A 16,040-nucleotide genomic window follows, 5' to 3' on the forward strand; every position below is an offset into this window, starting at 1 on the left:
GGCTCCGTTCAGAGCCCGAGGGCGTCTTTCTGGAACTGCGGCAGTTGGAAGGCCGCGGAGTGGATCCCCGCGTTGTAGTAGCGGAACTTCAGCCCCGAACGCGCGACGCGCGCGGGACGGAAGCCCTTGAGGGGGTCGAGGCGGTCGGAGGCGAAGGAGAACGACCAGAGGCCTCCGGGGTAGGTCTGGTTCGAGAAGTTGTAGAAGCGGACCTTGCGGAAGACGGAGCGCAGGACCTTCGCGAGCCCCCGCTGGGCCTCGGCCTCGTAGAAGGGCGATTCCGCCTGCGAGACGACGACGCCTCCCGGGCGCAGCGCGCGGCGGACGTCGGAGTAGAACTTCCTCCCGAAGAGCGGAGCGGCCGGCCCGATGGGGTCGGTGGAGTCGACGATGACCGCGTCGAAGCGCTCCCGGGTTCTCGCGACGTAGCGCACGCCGTCCCCGATGACGACCTGGGCGCGGCGGTCGTCGAGCGCCGCCGCGGTCTGCGGGAGGTGGCGGCGGCAGGCGTCGATGACCAGCCGGTCGATCTCCACGAGGACGCAGCGTTCGACGCCCGGATGGCGCAGGACCTCGCGGACGGTGCCGCCGTCGCCTCCCCCGATGACGAGGACGCGCCGCGGGGCCGGGTGCGTGAAGAGCGGGACGTGGGCGATCATCTCGTGGTAGACCGCTTCGTCGGCCTCGCTGAGCATGACGAGCCCGTCGTTGAGCAGCATGCGCCCGAGCGCGGTCTCGACGATGGCGACGTCCTGGAAGCGGCTGCGTCCTGAGAAGAGCACGCCCTTCGCGCGGAAGCCCAGCTGCACGCCGGCGCGGTGGCGCTCCGTCACCCAGAGGTCGGCCGTCGGGCCCGTGGTCTTCATCGTCGGAACCTCACTTCGTACGCGGGGCTCGGCTCCTTCTGGGGCCGGTGGAAGCGCTGGTAGCGGACCTCGTAGCCGCAGCCGAGATACTCGCTGCTCTCCCCGCGGCTCGAGTAGCCCAGACGCGCGGGGACGCCGCTGCGCGCCGGCATCTGGAAGAGGACGAGGTCGAAGGTGCGCGGCTCGAAGATGCTGAGGACCTTCTCGAGGGTGTCGCCGTAGGCGCGCGCGCCGAGCGGGACGTTGGTCTCGAAGCTCACGTAGGAGCCGGACTCCTCGGGGGTCACGTGGACGGTGTAGTACTGGCGGCGCCGGATGGCGTTGAGGGAGTAGCCCATCGGGCGGAAGAGGTGGTCGTCGACCTGGAAGCCCGGGAAGATCTCGCGCACGTCGGTGCGGCTCTGGATGTAGGAAAGGTTGTGGCGCGAGCCGGAGCAGAAGATGTCGCGCGCGCGCGGGCTGATGTCGTGCATCAGGATCTCGAGGGTCGTGTCGCGCATCTCCGGGTCGTAGGGTCGGCGGAGGTGGAAGAGGTAGACGTGGTGCTCGTCCTGAGGGCCGAAGCGCAGGGCCCGGCCGCGCAGGCGGCGGTCGAGGAGCGCCGCGTCGGCGTAGAAGCTGGAGCGCTGGTAGTGCGGGAAGAGCTCGTTCTTGCGCTCGTAGATGAGGGAGAGGATGCGGCGCGAGGGGATGCGCTCGAGCATCTTCACGACGGCCTTCGCCAGGGTCGTGCGGCCGCAGGTGAACATCAGGACCCGGTCGTCGTAGACGAAGAGGCTGGACTCGGAGAGGAGGTAGGCGTCGCAGTCGTCGTTGGAGACCTTGGAAAGGATCTTCGCGTCGGCTTTCGCGACGACGGAGCCCCACCAGGCGGTCCCGAGGCTCCGCAGCCGCGGCCCCTTGGGCGAGACGACCAGTTCGACCTTCTTCTCAGGTCCTTCGAAGTACAATTCTTCCACACCCCCACGCAGTATAGTCGACCCGATTTGCGTCCCGCCTATTCTATAAAAATGCGCGCACGCCCGGCGCGCCGGATGTCGTAGAATCGAAGGATGACCGAACTCCTCCAGCGCCCGCGCGCCCTCGAGCTGCTCCATGCCCACGTGCAGGCGGAGAACATGCGCCGCCACTGCCTCGCCTCGGAAGCCGTGCTGCGCGCCCTCGCGCGCCGCTTCGGCGAGGACGAGGAGCTCTGGGGCATCGCCGGCCTCCTCCACGACGTGGACATCGAACTCACGGGCGCGGACCCGAAGGTCCACGGGATCAAAGGGGCCGAGATGCTGGCGGCCGCCGGCTATCCCTCCGCGCTCGTCGAGGCGGTGCGCCTGCACAACGACAAGGCGACCGGGCAGGGCCGCAGCGAGCGCTTCCACGTCGCCCTCGCGGCCGGCGAGACCCTCACGGGGCTCATCACCGCCACGGCCCTCGTCTATCCCGACAAGAAGCTCTCCAGCGTGAAGGCGAAGTCGGTGGTCAAACGCATGAAGGAGAAGGCCTTCGCGGCCTCGGTGGACCGCGCGGTCATCCTCGAGTGCGAGAAGATCGGGGTCCCGCTCCCCGAGTTCGCCGAGCTCGGCCTCGCCGCCATGCAGGGCATCGCCGGGGAGCTCGGCCTCTGAAGGGCCTCCAGTCGATCGAGTTGTCTTGTCCGTACTGCGGAGAGACCATCGAGCTCGCGGTGGAGCCCCTGCCCTCTCTTCAACGCTACATAGAGGATTGCAGCGTCTGCTGTCACCCCCTCCAGCTCGAGGTGACCCCTGGGGATCCCCCCTCGGTGAGCGCCTCGAGGGCCTGAATCCTCCACAGCCGTCAATATAGGTCCTTGGACCTACTCGTAACGCTTCCATCGGTCCCGTGAGGTCTGGGTCCGCGGGACCCATACTGAAGCCGGAGGTGGTTCATGAAAACGACCCGGCTGTCGTGCGTCCTCGTCGCGGCGTTCATCTTCGCCGCGTGCAAACCGGACGGCGGGAACGAGCAGGGCAGGAACGGGACCCCGCAGAACACGAAAGCAGGGACGGCGCAGGCCCCCCAGGCCGCGCAGGAACGGCTCGCCGCGGCTCCGAGCGCGGCGGTCGAGCGCAAAGACCTTCCCGTCCCGGCCGCCCGGTCCGCGGCCGCGACCCCCTCCGCGGAGACCTCGGCCGCCGGGGAACGCGTCAAGGAAGAGGCGGGGCTCCGCTTCGACGGTTCGACGGAGAAGCCCGCTGCTCAGGAACTCGCCCGGCTCGCCGGCGGCGACGGCCCCGCGGTGAAGCCCGAAGGCTCTGACGAGGAGGACCGCGCCCGCGCGGTCGCGGAGCTCACCGCCTCGACCTCTCCCGCGCTCGCGCTCGACGACCCCTCCCGCGCGCCCGCCGCGCCCGTACCCTCCGCTCCGCAGGGCCCTTCGCTGCTGGAGCAGGCGGCGCAGGTCATGAAGGAGGACGTCCTGAAGCCCGCGAAGGAGTTCGCGGCGAAGCTGGGGCAGGAGGCCGTGGCGCTCTGCGACGGAGCCCGGGAACGGGCCGCCGGGGCCTACGCGGCGGCGAAGGATAAGGCCGTGGAGCTCGCGCTCGCCGCCAAGGAGAAGACGGCCGAGCTCGCCGCCGCCGCCGAAGCGAAGGCCCTCGAGGCCGCCGCCATGCTCAAGCGCAAGGGCGTCGAGTACGCTGCGGCGTTCAAGGAGCGCGCCGCCGAGGCGCTGCGCGCGTCGACGGAGTTCGCTTCCAGGGTGAAGGACGACACCGTCGCGGTCGTCGTCGCCGCGAAGGGCAGGGCCGTCGAGCTCGCTTCGACGGCGAAGGAGAAGACGGTCGAACTCGCGGCCGCGGCCAAGGAGAAGACCGCGGTAGTCGTCGAAAAGACCGGGGAGGTCCTTGTCGCGATGAAGGACAAGGTCGTGGAGGTCGCCGTCGCCGCCAAGGATAAGACGGTCGAGCTCGCCGTCGCCGCCAAGGACAAGACGGTCGAGCTCGCCGTTGCGGCGAAGGACAAGACCGTCGAGCTCGCCGTCGCCGCCAAGGATAAGACGGTCGAACTCGCCGTCGCGGCGAAGGACAAGACCGTCGAGCTCGCCGTCGCCGCTAAGGATAAGACGGTCGAGCTTGCCGCCGCGGCGAAGGAGAAGACCGTCGAGGTCGCCGGCCGGATCAAGACGGGAGTCATCGACGCGGCCGCTCAAGCGAAGGCCGCCCTCACGGACGGCACCGCCCAGGTCACTCAGACCGCGCGCGGGCTGCTCGACGGAGCACGGAGCCGCTGGCAGAACTTCCTGGGGAAGCCGGTCTCGAAGGACGCGCTGGTCCTCGCGAAGTAAGACGCCGCCCGGCGGCCGGGGAAAGCTCCCCGTCCGCCGGCCTCGTCAGGGCCGTTCGGTCCGGCAGTCCTGCGGGTCGCGGGGCACGCCCACGGAGAGCAGGAAGTTCAAGGCGAGCGCCAGCAGGGTCCCGAACGCGATCCCCGCGATGTTGACCCCCGCGACCGTCACGCCCTTGACCCCGAGGCCCGTGGCGGCGATCAGCGAGGTCCCGGCGACCACCAGGTTCCGGTGGTCGTGGAAGTCCACTCCGGCGTCCATCCAGATGCGCACTCCCATGAGCGCGATGAGGCCGTAGAGGATGAGCGTGACTCCCCCGAGCACCGGAGAGGGGATGGACTGGATGAGGGCCCCGAACTTCGGGCAGAGTCCCAGGAGTATCGCCATGCACGCCGCCGCGACGAAGTTCCAGGTGCTGAAGACGCGGGTGATGGCCATCACCCCCATGTTCTCCGCATAGGTCGTCTGCGGCGTGCCGCCGCCGAGCGCCGAGATGAAGCTCGCGCAGGCGTCGCCGAGGTAGGCGCGCCCGAGGTGCGGGTTCAGGTCGCGCTTCATGAAGCCGGAGATGGCCTCGATGTGCCCCTTGTTCTCGGCCACGAGCACCACGAAGACGGGCGCGATGACGAACAGGGCCCGGAGGCTGTAGACGGGGCTCTGAAAGGGCGGCAGGCCCAGCCAGGGCGCCTCGCGCAGCTCCTGCAGGATCCCCGGGTCGAGGATGCCGGTCGCCGCAGAGAGCGCGTAGCCGGCGATGACGCCGGTGAGGATGGGGAGCAACCGCAGCAGGCCGCGCCCGTGGATGGAGACCAGGGCGGCGGTGAGGAAGGTCGTGACGGCCACGCTCAGCCGGAGGAGGTCTCCCATGTCGTCGAGCGCGAACTCCGCGTTGAGGGCGTTGCCGACCGCCGAGGACGCGAGGTTGAGCCCGATGATGGCCACGACCGTCCCCGTCACGATCGGCGGCATGAGCCGGTCGATCCAGCGCGAGCCCCAGCGCAGCGTGGCCGCGCCGGCGAGGGCGTAGAGCACGGCGGCCGCGGCGATGCCGAAGAGGGCCTCGGGGATGCGCGCGGGGTCCCCGGCGGTGACGGCGAGCACGGGGCCGATGAAGGCGAAGCTCGAGCCCAGGTAGCTCGGAACCTTGAAGTCGGTGATGAAGATGAAGACGAGCGTTCCGACGCCCGAGAAGAAGAGCGCGACCTGCGGGTTGAAGCCCATGAGGATGGGCGCGAGGACGGTGGCTCCGAACATCGCCACGACGTGCTGCATGCCGAGCGGGATGAGGCGGGCGAGCGGCAGGCGGTCTTCGGGGTAGTAGGTCTTGTGGTTGCGGTCGGTCATAATCCTCTCCTGGTTCTCTCCGCGGCGAAGCGGACGGAAGGGTCCGGGTCGCTGAGAGCAAGGCGGTCGAGCTGCTTCTTGAAGCGGACGCGTTCGGCGATGAGCGGCGAGGGGAGGGCGAGGAGGCCCGCGAGCGCGGTCCGGCGCACCGAGGCGTCGCGGTCTCCGAGGGCCTTCCCGAGCAGGGGAAGGACCTTCTTTTCCGTCGTCTGGGAGACCCCGGCCGCCGCGAGCGCCCGCGTACGGGCTTCCGGGGCTCCGAGCGCTTTGCGGAGTTCCCCCTCCCCTTCGGCGCCCATCCGTCCGAGGCCGGCCGCGGCGCTCTCGCGCAGATAGGCGGAAGGATGGACGAGGAAGCGCGCGATGAGCGGGGCGTCCTCCCGGCGGCCGAGGGCGGAGAGTGCGACGAGCGCGGCCTGTACGACTTCCGGTTCCTGATCGTCGAGAAGTCGGGCGAGGACCTTCCGCGCCTGCGGCTCTTGCGCGGCGCTTTCGGCGAGTTCGGCGCTCAACGCCGAGGCGTACGCGGCGGGTCGGGCTGAGAGCACGGCGGCGAAGGCCTTGAGGGTCGAGGGCGGCAGGGCGGAGAACGGGCTCGGGGCCGCGCGCAGGAGCGCGACCCGCTCGTCGGCGGTCATCCCTTCTCCGAGCGCGAGGGCGGCGTAGAGGTCTCCCAGGCGCTGCTCCCCGAGGGAGCGGAGCCACTCCTCCTCCGCTTTCGACCCCGCGGGGAAGGCCGACGGCTTCAGGACGTAGGCGCGGGCGGCCTCGAGCAGGCGCAGGCGGCCCGGTTCCTGCCCGCGCCGGCGGGCGAGCAGGCTTCCGATCGTCCCGGCCGCGCCGCGGCGCAGGCGCCAATCCTCCGCGGTGGCGAGATCGACCGCCGGGCCGAGGGCTTCTTCTACCGGCAGGCCGCGCAGGAGCGGGGCCAGCGCCAGGCGCCGGACCGGCTCGGCTTTGGCGAGCTCGAGGAGGATCGTCCGGGAGAGGACCCGACCGAAAGCCGGGACCAGCGTCGAGAGCCAGAGGTTCGCGTCGAAGTTTCCGGCCGAGACGAGGCGCACGAGCTCAGAGCGCGCCTCCGCGGGGAGGGCCGCAAGCTTCGCGGCGGCGGCCATGCCGGTCTCGCCGTCGAGTCCGGAGGAGGAGGCCGCCTGGAGCCAGAGCGCGGCGCGCCCGGCGGGCGGGAGGGCCTCCGCCCGCCGCAGGAGCTCCTCAAGGCGGTCGCGCTCCGCGACGAAGGCGGTGCCGCGCTGGACGGCGGGCCATTCGGGCTTCGGCTCCGCGGGCGCGGCGAGGACGAGTCCCCCGACGCTCGCGCTCCAGGGGTCCGCGGCGAGCGCGAGCGGCCCAGCGAAGCTCGTCGAAGAGCCGGCGGCGTAGGTGTTCCTCTCTCCGTGGACCGCCAGCAATCCGTAGGAGGGAGCGCCGCGCTTGAGCGCTCCGCCCGCGGCGTCGGGGAGCTCGAGGCGGTTCCCGTTCCCCTGGATAAGCGACAGCGAGTGTCCGTTCACGTCGCCCTTCATCGTCGCCCATTCGCCTTGGCAGGAGTTCGAGCTTCCTTCGACGTCGAGGATGCCGACGCCGTAGTCCCAGCCGAGCGCCGGGCCGGCGCCCCAGACGATGGAGCGGTTGTTCGAACCTCGCAGGATGAAAGTCCCCGCGGCCGTGTGCACTCCCGCTCCCTGGACGTAGCGGCGGCCCTGGACGCGGCAGCGGTCGCCTTCGACCGTGAGGAGCCCCAGCGAATGCCAGTAGCCGGCGCCCTGCGCCATGTAGGAGGCGTCCAGGGTGCAGCCGTCGCCCCGTACGCGGGCGATGCCGATGCCGCCGGCCATCCAGGCGCGCGGGCCGTACCCGAAGCCTTGACTCATGCTGAGCGCCGCGAGCGGCTCGCGCGGGTCGGGCTCGACGAGCCCGCCGTCGAGATGGGCTCCCGCGCCCGCATGCGAGAAGATCCCGACGCCGCGCGTGAAGCCGAAGCCCTGCCCCGCCATGCGGACCTGAAAGCTCGACGTGTCCCCTCGCGAGCGGAAGAGACCCATGCCGAAGGCGCCCGCGCCCTGGCTGAAGCGTCCGCCGACGACCTTGGCTTCACCGTTCAGGAGCACCGCTCCCGCTCCGAACAGGCCGGCGCCGAGGGAGACGTCCCCCCCGCGCAGGACGACGCCCGCGCGCGCGCGCGGCAGCGCCAGGACCCCGACGCCGAAGGTCCCGGAGGCGGTTCCGGAAGAGGATCCGACGACGACCTCGGAGCTCAGATCCAGGACGACGCGGACCTCCCCCTCCCCCGCGGCCGCGGGCGCGCAGAGATAGGTGCTGCGGCCTCCCAGGTCGACGAGCAGCGCGACGCCTTCGAGGTCCTTCGCGGAGTATTCATCGTCGCCGAAGCCTCCGATCAGGAGGTCTCCCCCCTCCATGGGAACGCGGGTCCGCCGCGGCCAGGCGTAGCCGTCCTCCTTCGGGGCCGCGATGCCCGCGGCGGCGGGCTCGAGCTCGTCGAGGACCCGGCGCGCCGCGGAGACGACCGCGCCGACGTCGAAGCGCTCGAGGACGCGGATGTCCGCGGGCGTCGGCTCGGGGTTCCCGTTCGTCACCCAGGCGCGCACCAGCTCCAGCGCGCGAGCGCGTTCGGGCGGAGAGAGCGAGGCGACGGCGCGGGCCATGTCTGCGCGCGCAGCGGAAATGGCCGCGAGGAGGCGCCCGACGGGCTCGGCGACGGGTCTCAGGCCGGCGGGCAGTGCCGGCGGGAGCGGCGCGGCCTGAAAGGTGGACGGCTTCACCTCCAGGAGACCTGCGGCCTCATCGGCCATGGCGGAGAGCGTCGCCCCTCCTTCGCTCACGGCCTTCCCCGGGTGCGACGCGGGAGCGCGCAGGGCGTCTTCGACCGCCCGAAGCGTCATCGGCGTCGGCCAGCGGTCGGCTCGGACGGCGAGGTCTCCGGTCGAGATGCGCACGGCGTCCAGGGCGGCGGCGAAGGGCTGGTCGGGCTGGGCGCGGCAGGGCGTGGAGAGGAGGATGAGGAGGAGCGCGGCGCTCAAAGCGGGTCCTTGGACGGCCGGATCGGGAGCGCTTTGGGCTTGTCGCCGAGCAGTTCGTCGATGTGCCAGACCATGTCCTCGCGCGCGAAGGCCGAAAGCTCCACCTGGCGCGCGTCCATGCGGATGGCGTCCTCGGGGCAGGCTTCGACGCAGAAGCCGCAGAAGACGCATTCTCCGAGGTCGATGTCGAAGCTCTTCGCGCGCTTCTCGATCATGACCTCGGGGCTCTCCTCGGCGACGATGCGGATGCACTTGGCCGGGCAGACGGTCTCGCACATCATGCAGGCCACGCAGCGCGGCGTGCCGTCCTCGCGCTTGAGGAGGCGGTGACGGGTGCGGGCCCGGCGGGCGACGACCGCGGGGTCCTCGGGATATTGGATGGTGACGGCGCCGGGGAGCGTCTCGACGCCGAGCGCTCGCAGGGTGTGCCGCCAGAGGTTCACGAAGAAGTGACGCGAGGTGAGGAGGAGGCCCTTCCAGACCTCGATGAGGTAGACGCGCTCCGAGAGCCCCATCTCGGGCCGGAGGACCGGGACGACCTTCTGGCGGGGAAGGGTCATCGCAATCCCCATATGATCCAGATCGTGGCGAGGAAGTTCATCAGGGACAGCGGAAGGAGGTTCTTCCAGCCGAGCGCGAGGAGCTGGTCGAAGCGGAAGCGCGGCAGGGTCCAGCGGATCTGCATGAGCAGCCAGACGACCGCGCAGGTCTTGGCGATGAAGGCTCCGACGCCGATCAGCGCGAAGAGCGGCTGGGGCAGGCCGAGCAGGGAGAGCCCGGGGACGTGCCAGGCGCCGAGGAAGAGGGTCGTCGTCAGTCCCGCGAGGAGCACGGTCTCGACGAAGTCGGTGGTCATGAACATGCCGAACTTCATGCCGGAGTACTCGGTGAAGTAGCCGACGATCTCGGATTCCCCCTCGGGGAGGTCGAAGGGCGCGCGCTTGGTCTCGGCGGCGCCGGCGGTGAGGAAGAGGATCGCGGCCAGCGGCTGGAGGAAGATTCCCCAGGCCGGGAGGACTCCTCCGATCATATGGGCCTGGGCGCGCGCGGCCTCGGCGAGGTCGAGGGTCCCGTAGAGGAAGAGAGGGCCCGCGAGGATGGAGAGCATCGCCACCTCGTAGGAGATCATCTGCGCCGCCCCGCGCAGGCCGCCGAGCAGGGAGTAGGCGCTGCCGGAGGCCCAGCCCGCCATGACGACGCCGTGCACGCCCACGCCGAGCATCGCGAGCACGAAGACGATCCCGGAGCCCATCGGCAGCGGCTGGAGACTCCAGGAGCGGCCGAGGAAGTCGATGTGATCCCCGAAGGGCAGGGCGGCGAGGCAGAGCGCGGCGAAGCCGAGGCTGAAGGCCGGGGCGAGGTCGTGCCAGGGCCGCAGGCCCTTGGGCGGGATGAAGTCCTCCTTCGTGAGGAGCTTGATCGCGTCGGAGAAGATGTGGAAGAGGCCGAGGACCCGGAAGCCGAAGATGGAGGCGCGGTTGGCGCCGATCCGGTCCTGGAGCAAAGCGCTCTGCTTGCGCTCGACCCAGCTCAGGAGGGCGGCCATGCCCATCCCGAAGTTCACCGCGAAGAGGACGAGGACGAGCGACCAGGCGCCCTGGACGAGGCGGGGGTCGAGGGACTCGAGGAGGCAGGACAGCCGGCAGCTCAGGAGGCAGCTCATCGCAGGAGCTCCCCCCCGGCAGGCAGGTCGAAGGAGAGCCCGGAGAAGGGCTTCTCCTCCTTCGCGAGCGCGGCGAAGACGGCGGCGGCCGAGTCCGGGCTGAACTCGGCGCCGAGCCCGCGCAGGACCCCGGCGAAGAGCGCCCAGTCGGGCCGGGCTTCTCCGAGCGGGGAGAGCGCCTTGCGGGCGCGCTGGAGGCGGCCCTCGAAGTTCGCGTAGGTCGCGTCCTTCTCGAAGGGCGAGGCGGAGGGCAGGACCCAGCGGGCGGCGCCGGTGAAGAGGTTCGCGCGCGCGCCCTGGTGGAGCGTGAAGGGCAGGCGGGCGAGGGTGTCGAGCATCCCGTCGCCGAGCACGGCGAGCGGGTCGCGGTCGACGGCGTAGACGCCCCAGACTTTACCGGAGCGGAGCCCTTCGCGCAGGGCGTCCCACGAGCTCTCCCGCACCCGCGAGCCGAAGCTGAGGGCCTGGGCGCCGCGGAGGTTCGCGACCTTCTCCCTGCGGCGCAGGAGGGCGTCCTCCTCCCCGAGCCCATCAGGGCCCGGAGCGACCAGGACGTGTCCGGCCTTGAGGCGCTCGGAGAAGAGCTTCTTCGCCGCGTAGAGGTCCTCGCAGGAGAGCGAGGCGCTCAGCACGACGGCGAGTCCCTCGGGGCCCTTCGTCCGGCAGAGCTCGGAGAGTTCGGCGGCGACGAGCTTGAGCGCGTCGTCCGTCGCAACGGCGCCGGGGGCCTTCCCCTTCATGAGGGAGGAGGCGCTCAGGCGCGCAGGGCCGTCGGTCCAGGCGAAGCCGTAACGGCCTTCGTCGCACATCCACCAGCCGTTGACCGCCGGGTTCTGCCGGGGCTTGAGCCGGGCCAGTCGGCGGCCGCCGTTGTGCCAGGGCCGGAGCGTGCTCGTATGGACGTCGATCGAGCAGCCGCGCGCGCAGCCGGTGCAGACCGATGGGGCGCTGTCGAGGTACCAGACGCGGACCTGGAAGCGGAAGTCCTTGTCGGTCAGCGCGCCGACGGGGCAGAGGTCCACGACGTTGCCGGAATACGGGTTGTCGAGGCGCTTGCCCGGCGCGAGGCCGATCTCGCTGCGGTCGCCGCGCTGGAAGATGCCGAGCTCGTGGGTCTTCGGGACCTCGGAGCAGAAGCGGGTGCAGCGCGAGCAGAGGACGCAGCGCTCGGCGTCGAGCATCACATGGGGGCCGAGATCGACGCGCTTGGCCTTGTGGCGCTTGTCCTCCTTCACGGTGCTCGCATAGAGCCCGTAGCGCTGGTAGTAGTCCTGGAGCATGCACTCGCCGGCCTGGTCGCAGACCGGGCAGTCGAGCGGGTGGTTGACGAGGTGGAACTCGAGCGAGGAGGCCTGGGCGCGGCGCGCGAGCTCGGAGTCGGTGCGCACGACCATCCCGGCCTTCGCGTTCAGACGGCAGGCGACCTGGAGCTTCGGCATCCCCTCCACCTGGACCAGGCAGAGCCGGCAGACGCCGGGGTTCCCGAGGGCCGGGTGGTAGCAGTAGTGAGGGATCTCGAGGCCGGTCTTCTTCGCCGCTTCGATGACAAGCGTCCCCTCAGGCACCGTGACGCTCTTCCCGTCGATGCTCAGGGTGATGTCTGCCGCCATATTATCTCCCCTCTCCCGCCCCGCCGGGAGAGGGGGCGGGGGTGAGGGGCTGGGACGCGGCTCCGGCGCTGGAGCGTCCCAGCCGGCGGTCGAAGTCCTCGGGGAACTTCTCGATCATCGCCTTCGCGACCATGCCCACGGTGTCTCCGAGCGCGCAGATGACGCGGCCGGTGACGTTCTCGCCGATGCGCACGAGGTTCGCCTTGTCCTCGGGGACCCCGCCGCCGCCGAGGATCCTCCGCAGGATGCGCTCCACCCAGCCCGAGCCCTCGCGGCAGGGGGTGCACTGCCCGCAGCTCTCGTGCCAGAGGAAGCGCTCGATGACATGCAGGACCTCGACCATGTCCGCCGTCTCGTCGAGGACGACGACCCCCCCGGCGCCGAGGAAGGAGCCGGCCGTACGGAGCGCGTCGAAATCGAGCTTCACGGCGGCGGCCTCGGCCGCGGTGAGCACCGGGGTCGAGGTGCCTCCGGGGATGACGGCCTTCAGGCGGCGGCCGCCGCGCACGCCGCCGCAGGCCGCGAGGAGGACGCTCATCGGCGTCCCCATGGGGAACTCGTAGACGCCCGGCCGCTCGACGTCGCCGCTGACGGAGTACACGTTCGTGCCGCCGCTGCGAGGGACGCCGAGCTTCGCGAACGCCGCTCCCCCGTCGCGCACGATCGCGCGCAGCATCATGAGGGTCTCGACGTTGTTGACCACCGTGGGACAGCCGAGCAGGCCCGCGACCGTCGGGAACGGCGGGGGCTGGCGGGGCTGGGCCTTCTTCCCCTCCAGGGTCTCGATGAGGGCGGTGTCGCAGCCCGAGATGTAGGCGTTCGCGCCGGAGACCACGAGGATCTCCCGATCGGTCGCGCCGGCCGCGCGGGCCTCGGCGATCGCGGTCTCGAGGACGCGCTTCTGGAAGGCGTACTCGCCGCGCAGGAAGATGAAGACGCCGTCGGCATCGAGGGCGCGGGCGGCGATGCAGAGGCCCTCGAGCAGGCCGTGGGGGTCTCGCTCCATGAGGACGCGGTCCTTGTAGCAGCCGGGCTCGCTCTCGTCGGCGTTGGCGATGAGGTAGTGCGGGGCCTGGCGCTGGGACTTCGGCGGGACGGTCTCCCATTTCATGCCGGCCGGGAAGCCGGCGCCTCCGAGCCCGCGCAGGTTCGCCGACTTCACTTCGGCGAGGAGGGCGGAAGGCTCCATCCCCTTCGCCTTCTCGAGGGCGGCGTAGCCGCCGAAGCGGCGGTAGGTCTCCAGGCGGTGCAGGGAGGGCTCCGAGAAATGGGTCGTCAGCACCCGGGGGGCGCCGTCCGCGGGAGGGGCGTAGAGCCGCGGTTCGACGGGCTTCGGGCGCTTCCCGGCCTTCAGGTCGGCGACGAGCGCATCGAGGAAGGCGGGCGTCCCCGCTCCGAGGAGCTCGTCGTCGAGCGCGACGGCGGGCGCGTGGTCGCAGGCCCCGAGGCACTCGACAGCCTCCCAGGAGAGGAGGCCGTCGGGAGTCGTCTGGCCTTCCGGGCCGAGCGCGCGGTGCAGGTGCCCGACGAGGTCTCCCGCGCCCCGCCGCTGGCATGAGAGGTTGCGGCAGACGCAGAGACGGTGCCTGCCGGCATGTTCCGCCGTGAAGTACGGGAAGAAGGTCGCGACCTCATGGACGCGGGCGGCGGGCAGACCGAAGAGGGCCGCGAGCTCGGCCTCGGCCTCCGGCGCGACGCGGCCCTGGCGGCGCTGAACCTCTCGAAGGGCCTCGACGAGGCCCATGGCGGGTTCCGGGTAGCGCTTCGTGAGGGCCTCGAGGGCCGCGCGGAGCTCGGGAGTCATGCTCATCGGTCGAGCTCCCCTGCGATCATGTTGAGGGAGCCGAAGGTGGCGATGACGTCGGCCACCATCCCGCCGGCGAGCATCGTGTGCAGCCCCGCCATGTTGAAGAAGCAGGGCGGGCGCACGCGCACGCGCCAGGGCTTGTCCCCGCCGTCGGAGACCGCGTGGAAGCCGAGCTCCCCGTTGCCGCCCTCGACGGGGAAGTAGGCCTCGCCGGGCGGCGGGACGATCCCTCGTCCCCACATGACGACCTCGAAGTGGCGCATGAGGCCCTCGATGGAGCCGTAGGCCTCCTCCTTGGCCGGGAGGACGGCCTCGGGCCGCGCGGCGCTGATGCCCTCCTTGACGGCGCTTCCCGTCCCTTCCAGGACGGGGTCGCCGTCGGCGCGGGCCTTCCAGATGTGGCCGGTCTTCCCGCGCTTGCCGAGGTCGGCCATGAGGCCGGCCTCGAGGAGCTGTCCCTCGTGGACGCCCACCGGGCCGGCGGGCATCCTTTCGAGGCACTGCTCGATGATGCGCAGGCTCTGCTCGGTCTCGGCGAGGCGCACGAGGTAGCGGTCGTAGTTGTCGCCGGTCGAGCCGACGGGGACTTCGAAGTCGAGCCGGTCGTAGACGAGATAGGGCAGGGCGCGGCGCACGTCGTAGGGGACGCCGCTGGCGCGCAGCATGGGCCCGGTGATGCCGTAGGCGAGCGCCGTCTCCTTCGGGAGGACGCCGGTGCCGCGGACCCGGTCCATGAAGATGCGGTTCTTCGTGAGGAGGAGGTCGGCCTCGCGGATGGAGCGCCGCACCTTCGCGATCGCTTCGCGCAGCGCGTCCTCGAAGCCGGCGGGGAGGTCGGATTTGACCCCGCCGATGCGGGCGTAGCTCGTCGTGACGCGGGCGCCGGTGAGCCGGTCGACGAGGAAGTAGAGGACCTCGCGGGCCTGCATGAGGTAGAGGAAGACGGTGAAGGCGCCGAGCTCCATCGCCGAGGCGCCGACGCAGGTCAGGTGGTCGGTGACGCGGGAGATCTCGGAGGCCAGGACCCGCAGGTACTTGCAGCGCTCGGGGACCTCGATGCCGCAGAGCTTCTCGACGGCGAGGCAGTAGCCGACGTTGTTGATGAGCGGGGAGACGTAGTTGAGGCGGTCGGTGAACGGGATGACGTTGTTCCAGGAGTCGTCCTCGGCCTGCTTCTCGAAGGCGCGGTGCAGATAGCCGATCTCGGCCTCGGCGCCCACGACGCGCTCGCCGTCGAGCTCGACGAGGAGGCGGATGACGCCGTGCATGGCCGGGTGCGACGGGCCCATGTTGAGGAAATACGACTTCTTCTCGGGGGTCCGGGCGTTCATGGCGCGGGCCTCGGGCGCAGCTCCCTCTCGGGAGCGGCGGCGGGAGCGTCCTTCGGACCGATGCGCGGCTGGCGGCGGCGGATGGGGTAGTCCTTGCGCAGCGGATGGCCCTGGAACTCGTCGTACATCAGGATGCGGCGGATGTCGGGACGGTCGCTGAAGCCGAGCCCGAACATGTCCCAGACCTCGCGCTCGAGCCAGTCGGCGTTCGGCCAGAGGTCGCGGACCGAGCGCGTGCCGTTCTCGGTCCGGACCCAGACGTCGAGGGCGACGCGGCGGCGCGGCAGGCCGCTCTCCGCCTCGAGGTCCATGAGGCGGTAGACGAGCTTGAAGCGCTGCGGCGGACGCGGAGCCTCCCAGCGGCGGCCGCGTTCGGGGTGCGAGGGCGACGGCCGCGCGGGCGCGGCGCCGTAGCCGAGGTAGTCCACGCAGGTCAGGTCGACGAGCACGTTGAAGCCCTCGTCCTTGAGGAGCTCGAGCGCCTTGCGCGCGGCTTCCTGCTCGACGGCGACGACGCCGTCGAAGCCGGAGCCGGCGTGTCCGGTCACCGCGGAGGGACCGAGGAGGCCCCGAAGCTTCTCGCAGAGCTCGACGCCGTTCATAGTCCGGCCTTCCGTCCGTCGCGCTGGATCTTCTCCTGCAGCATCATCAGGCCCTTGAGCACGGCCTCCGGGCGCGGCGGGCAGCCCGGGATGTAGAGGTCGACCGGCACGATCGTGTCGATGCCCTGCACCGTCGCGTAGTTGTCGTAGAAGCCGCCCGTGCAGGTGCAGACGCCGAAGGCGACGACCCACTTCGGCGAGGCCATCTGCTCGTAGATGCGGCGAAGGACCGGCGAGATCTTATGGCTGATGGTGCCGACGACCATGAGGAGGTCGGCCTGGCGCGGCGAGAAGCGCGGGAAGGCGGCGCCGAAGCGGTCGAGGTCGTAGTGGGAGCAGGAGACCGACATGTACTCCATCCCGCAGCAGGCGGTGACGAAGGGGTACGGGAAGAGCGAGAACTTGCGCGCCCAGCCGACGGCGTCGTCGAGCCGCGAGACGAGGATGCCGGGGGCTTCGATCTGTTCCAGTCCCATGG

General features: G+C 71.0%; 14 protein-coding genes. 3 read left to right on the forward strand and 11 right to left on the reverse strand.

All coding sequences use genetic code 11. From position 1 onward, the window contains the following. Window positions 1-8 precede the first annotated feature (8 nt). Both speE and WC969_04035 read right to left on the reverse strand, forming a co-directional pair. Window positions 9-866, reverse strand: a complete 858-nt coding sequence (gene speE / locus WC969_04030) for a polyamine aminopropyltransferase (GenBank protein ID MFA6029006.1) — start codon at window positions 864-866, stop codon at window positions 9-11. Next, entirely contained in the window at window positions 863-1,825 is a 963-nt protein-coding gene (locus WC969_04035) for an adenosylmethionine decarboxylase (protein MFA6029007.1), read from the reverse strand. The genes speE and WC969_04035 overlap by 4 nt, the downstream gene beginning before the upstream one ends. A gap of 93 nt (window positions 1,826-1,918) precedes the next feature. Here WC969_04035 and WC969_04040 point away from each other — a divergent pair, with 93 nt between their 5' ends. From WC969_04040 to WC969_04050, 3 genes are all read left to right on the forward strand, one after another. After that, a complete protein-coding gene (locus WC969_04040) occupies window positions 1,919-2,485 on the forward strand; it encodes an HDIG domain-containing metalloprotein (protein ID MFA6029008.1) in 567 nt (188 codons plus the stop codon). Next, window positions 2,398-2,661 (forward strand): CPXCG motif-containing cysteine-rich protein, encoded by a 264-nt coding sequence (locus WC969_04045; protein MFA6029009.1) that lies wholly within the window; start codon window positions 2,398-2,400, stop codon window positions 2,659-2,661. The genes WC969_04040 and WC969_04045 overlap by 88 nt, the downstream gene beginning before the upstream one ends. 105 nt (window positions 2,662-2,766) lie before the next feature. Beyond that, window positions 2,767-4,164 carry a hypothetical protein gene (locus WC969_04050; GenBank protein ID MFA6029010.1) on the forward strand — a complete coding sequence of 466 codons (1,398 nt, stop codon included), beginning with the start codon at window positions 2,767-2,769 and terminating at the stop codon, window positions 4,162-4,164. Window positions 4,165-4,209: 45 nt separating this feature from the next. Here WC969_04050 and WC969_04055 read toward each other — a convergent pair whose 3' ends face one another. The 9 genes from WC969_04055 to WC969_04095 are packed head-to-tail and all read right to left on the reverse strand — an operon-like array spanning window position 4,210 to window position 16,038. Then, complete coding sequence (locus WC969_04055; protein ID MFA6029011.1) at window positions 4,210-5,508, reverse strand: solute carrier family 23 protein; 1,299 nt, start codon at window positions 5,506-5,508, stop codon at window positions 4,210-4,212. Further along, a complete protein-coding gene (locus WC969_04060; GenBank protein ID MFA6029012.1) occupies window positions 5,505-8,549 on the reverse strand; it encodes a HEAT repeat domain-containing protein in 3,045 nt (1,014 codons plus the stop codon). The genes WC969_04055 and WC969_04060 overlap by 4 nt, the downstream gene beginning before the upstream one ends. After that, window positions 8,546-9,109, reverse strand: a complete 564-nt coding sequence (locus WC969_04065) for an NADH-quinone oxidoreductase subunit I (GenBank protein ID MFA6029013.1) — start codon at window positions 9,107-9,109, stop codon at window positions 8,546-8,548. The genes WC969_04060 and WC969_04065 overlap by 4 nt, the downstream gene beginning before the upstream one ends. Then, complete coding sequence (locus WC969_04070; protein ID MFA6029014.1) at window positions 9,106-10,212, reverse strand: complex I subunit 1 family protein; 1,107 nt, start codon at window positions 10,210-10,212, stop codon at window positions 9,106-9,108. The genes WC969_04065 and WC969_04070 overlap by 4 nt, the downstream gene beginning before the upstream one ends. Next, window positions 10,209-11,822: a 2Fe-2S iron-sulfur cluster-binding protein gene (locus WC969_04075; protein MFA6029015.1), complete on the reverse strand. Its 1,614-nt coding sequence runs from the start codon at window positions 11,820-11,822 to the stop codon at window positions 10,209-10,211. The genes WC969_04070 and WC969_04075 overlap by 4 nt, the downstream gene beginning before the upstream one ends. Window position 11,823: 1 nt before the next feature. After that, window positions 11,824-13,632, reverse strand: coding sequence for an NADH-quinone oxidoreductase subunit NuoF (nuoF, locus tag WC969_04080; GenBank protein ID MFA6029016.1), 1,809 nt, complete (start codon window positions 13,630-13,632; stop codon window positions 11,824-11,826). Next, window positions 13,629-14,960, reverse strand: a complete 1,332-nt coding sequence (locus WC969_04085) for an NADH-quinone oxidoreductase subunit D (protein ID MFA6029017.1) — start codon at window positions 14,958-14,960, stop codon at window positions 13,629-13,631. Before WC969_04085 ends, nuoF begins: the two co-directional genes overlap by 4 nt. Further along, on the reverse strand, window positions 14,957-15,562 hold the full coding sequence (locus tag WC969_04090) for an NADH-quinone oxidoreductase subunit C (GenBank protein ID MFA6029018.1): 606 nt from the start codon (window positions 15,560-15,562) through the stop codon (window positions 14,957-14,959). Before WC969_04090 ends, WC969_04085 begins: the two co-directional genes overlap by 4 nt. Then, window positions 15,559-16,038 (reverse strand): NADH-quinone oxidoreductase subunit B, encoded by a 480-nt coding sequence (locus WC969_04095; protein MFA6029019.1) that lies wholly within the window; start codon window positions 16,036-16,038, stop codon window positions 15,559-15,561. The genes WC969_04090 and WC969_04095 overlap by 4 nt, the downstream gene beginning before the upstream one ends. Between the last annotated feature and the right edge of the window lie 2 nt (window positions 16,039-16,040).

The sequence above is a fragment of the Elusimicrobiota bacterium genome, from assembly GCA_041660925.1.
In the GTDB taxonomy this organism is placed as follows: domain Bacteria; phylum Elusimicrobiota; class Elusimicrobia; order UBA1565; family UBA1565; genus JBAZUV01.

Coding starts and splice junctions, on each gene's coding strand:
- speE (MFA6029006.1), bottom strand. CDS start 866: ATGAAGACCACGGGCCCGACGGCCGACCTCTGGGTGACGGAGCGCCAC.
- WC969_04040 (MFA6029008.1), top strand. CDS start 1,919: ATGACCGAACTCCTCCAGCGCCCGCGCGCCCTCGAGCTGCTCCATGCC.
- WC969_04050 (MFA6029010.1), top strand. CDS start 2,767: ATGAAAACGACCCGGCTGTCGTGCGTCCTCGTCGCGGCGTTCATCTTC.
- WC969_04055 (MFA6029011.1), bottom strand. CDS start 5,508: ATGACCGACCGCAACCACAAGACCTACTACCCCGAAGACCGCCTGCCG.
- WC969_04065 (MFA6029013.1), bottom strand. CDS start 9,109: ATGACCCTTCCCCGCCAGAAGGTCGTCCCGGTCCTCCGGCCCGAGATG.
- WC969_04070 (MFA6029014.1), bottom strand. CDS start 10,212: ATGAGCTGCCTCCTGAGCTGCCGGCTGTCCTGCCTCCTCGAGTCCCTC.
- WC969_04075 (MFA6029015.1), bottom strand. CDS start 11,822: ATGGCGGCAGACATCACCCTGAGCATCGACGGGAAGAGCGTCACGGTG.
- nuoF (MFA6029016.1), bottom strand. CDS start 13,632: ATGAGCATGACTCCCGAGCTCCGCGCGGCCCTCGAGGCCCTCACGAAG.
- WC969_04085 (MFA6029017.1), bottom strand. CDS start 14,960: ATGAACGCCCGGACCCCCGAGAAGAAGTCGTATTTCCTCAACATGGGC.
- WC969_04090 (MFA6029018.1), bottom strand. CDS start 15,562: ATGAACGGCGTCGAGCTCTGCGAGAAGCTTCGGGGCCTCCTCGGTCCC.
- WC969_04095 (MFA6029019.1), bottom strand. CDS start 16,038: ATGGGACTGGAACAGATCGAAGCCCCCGGCATCCTCGTCTCGCGGCTC.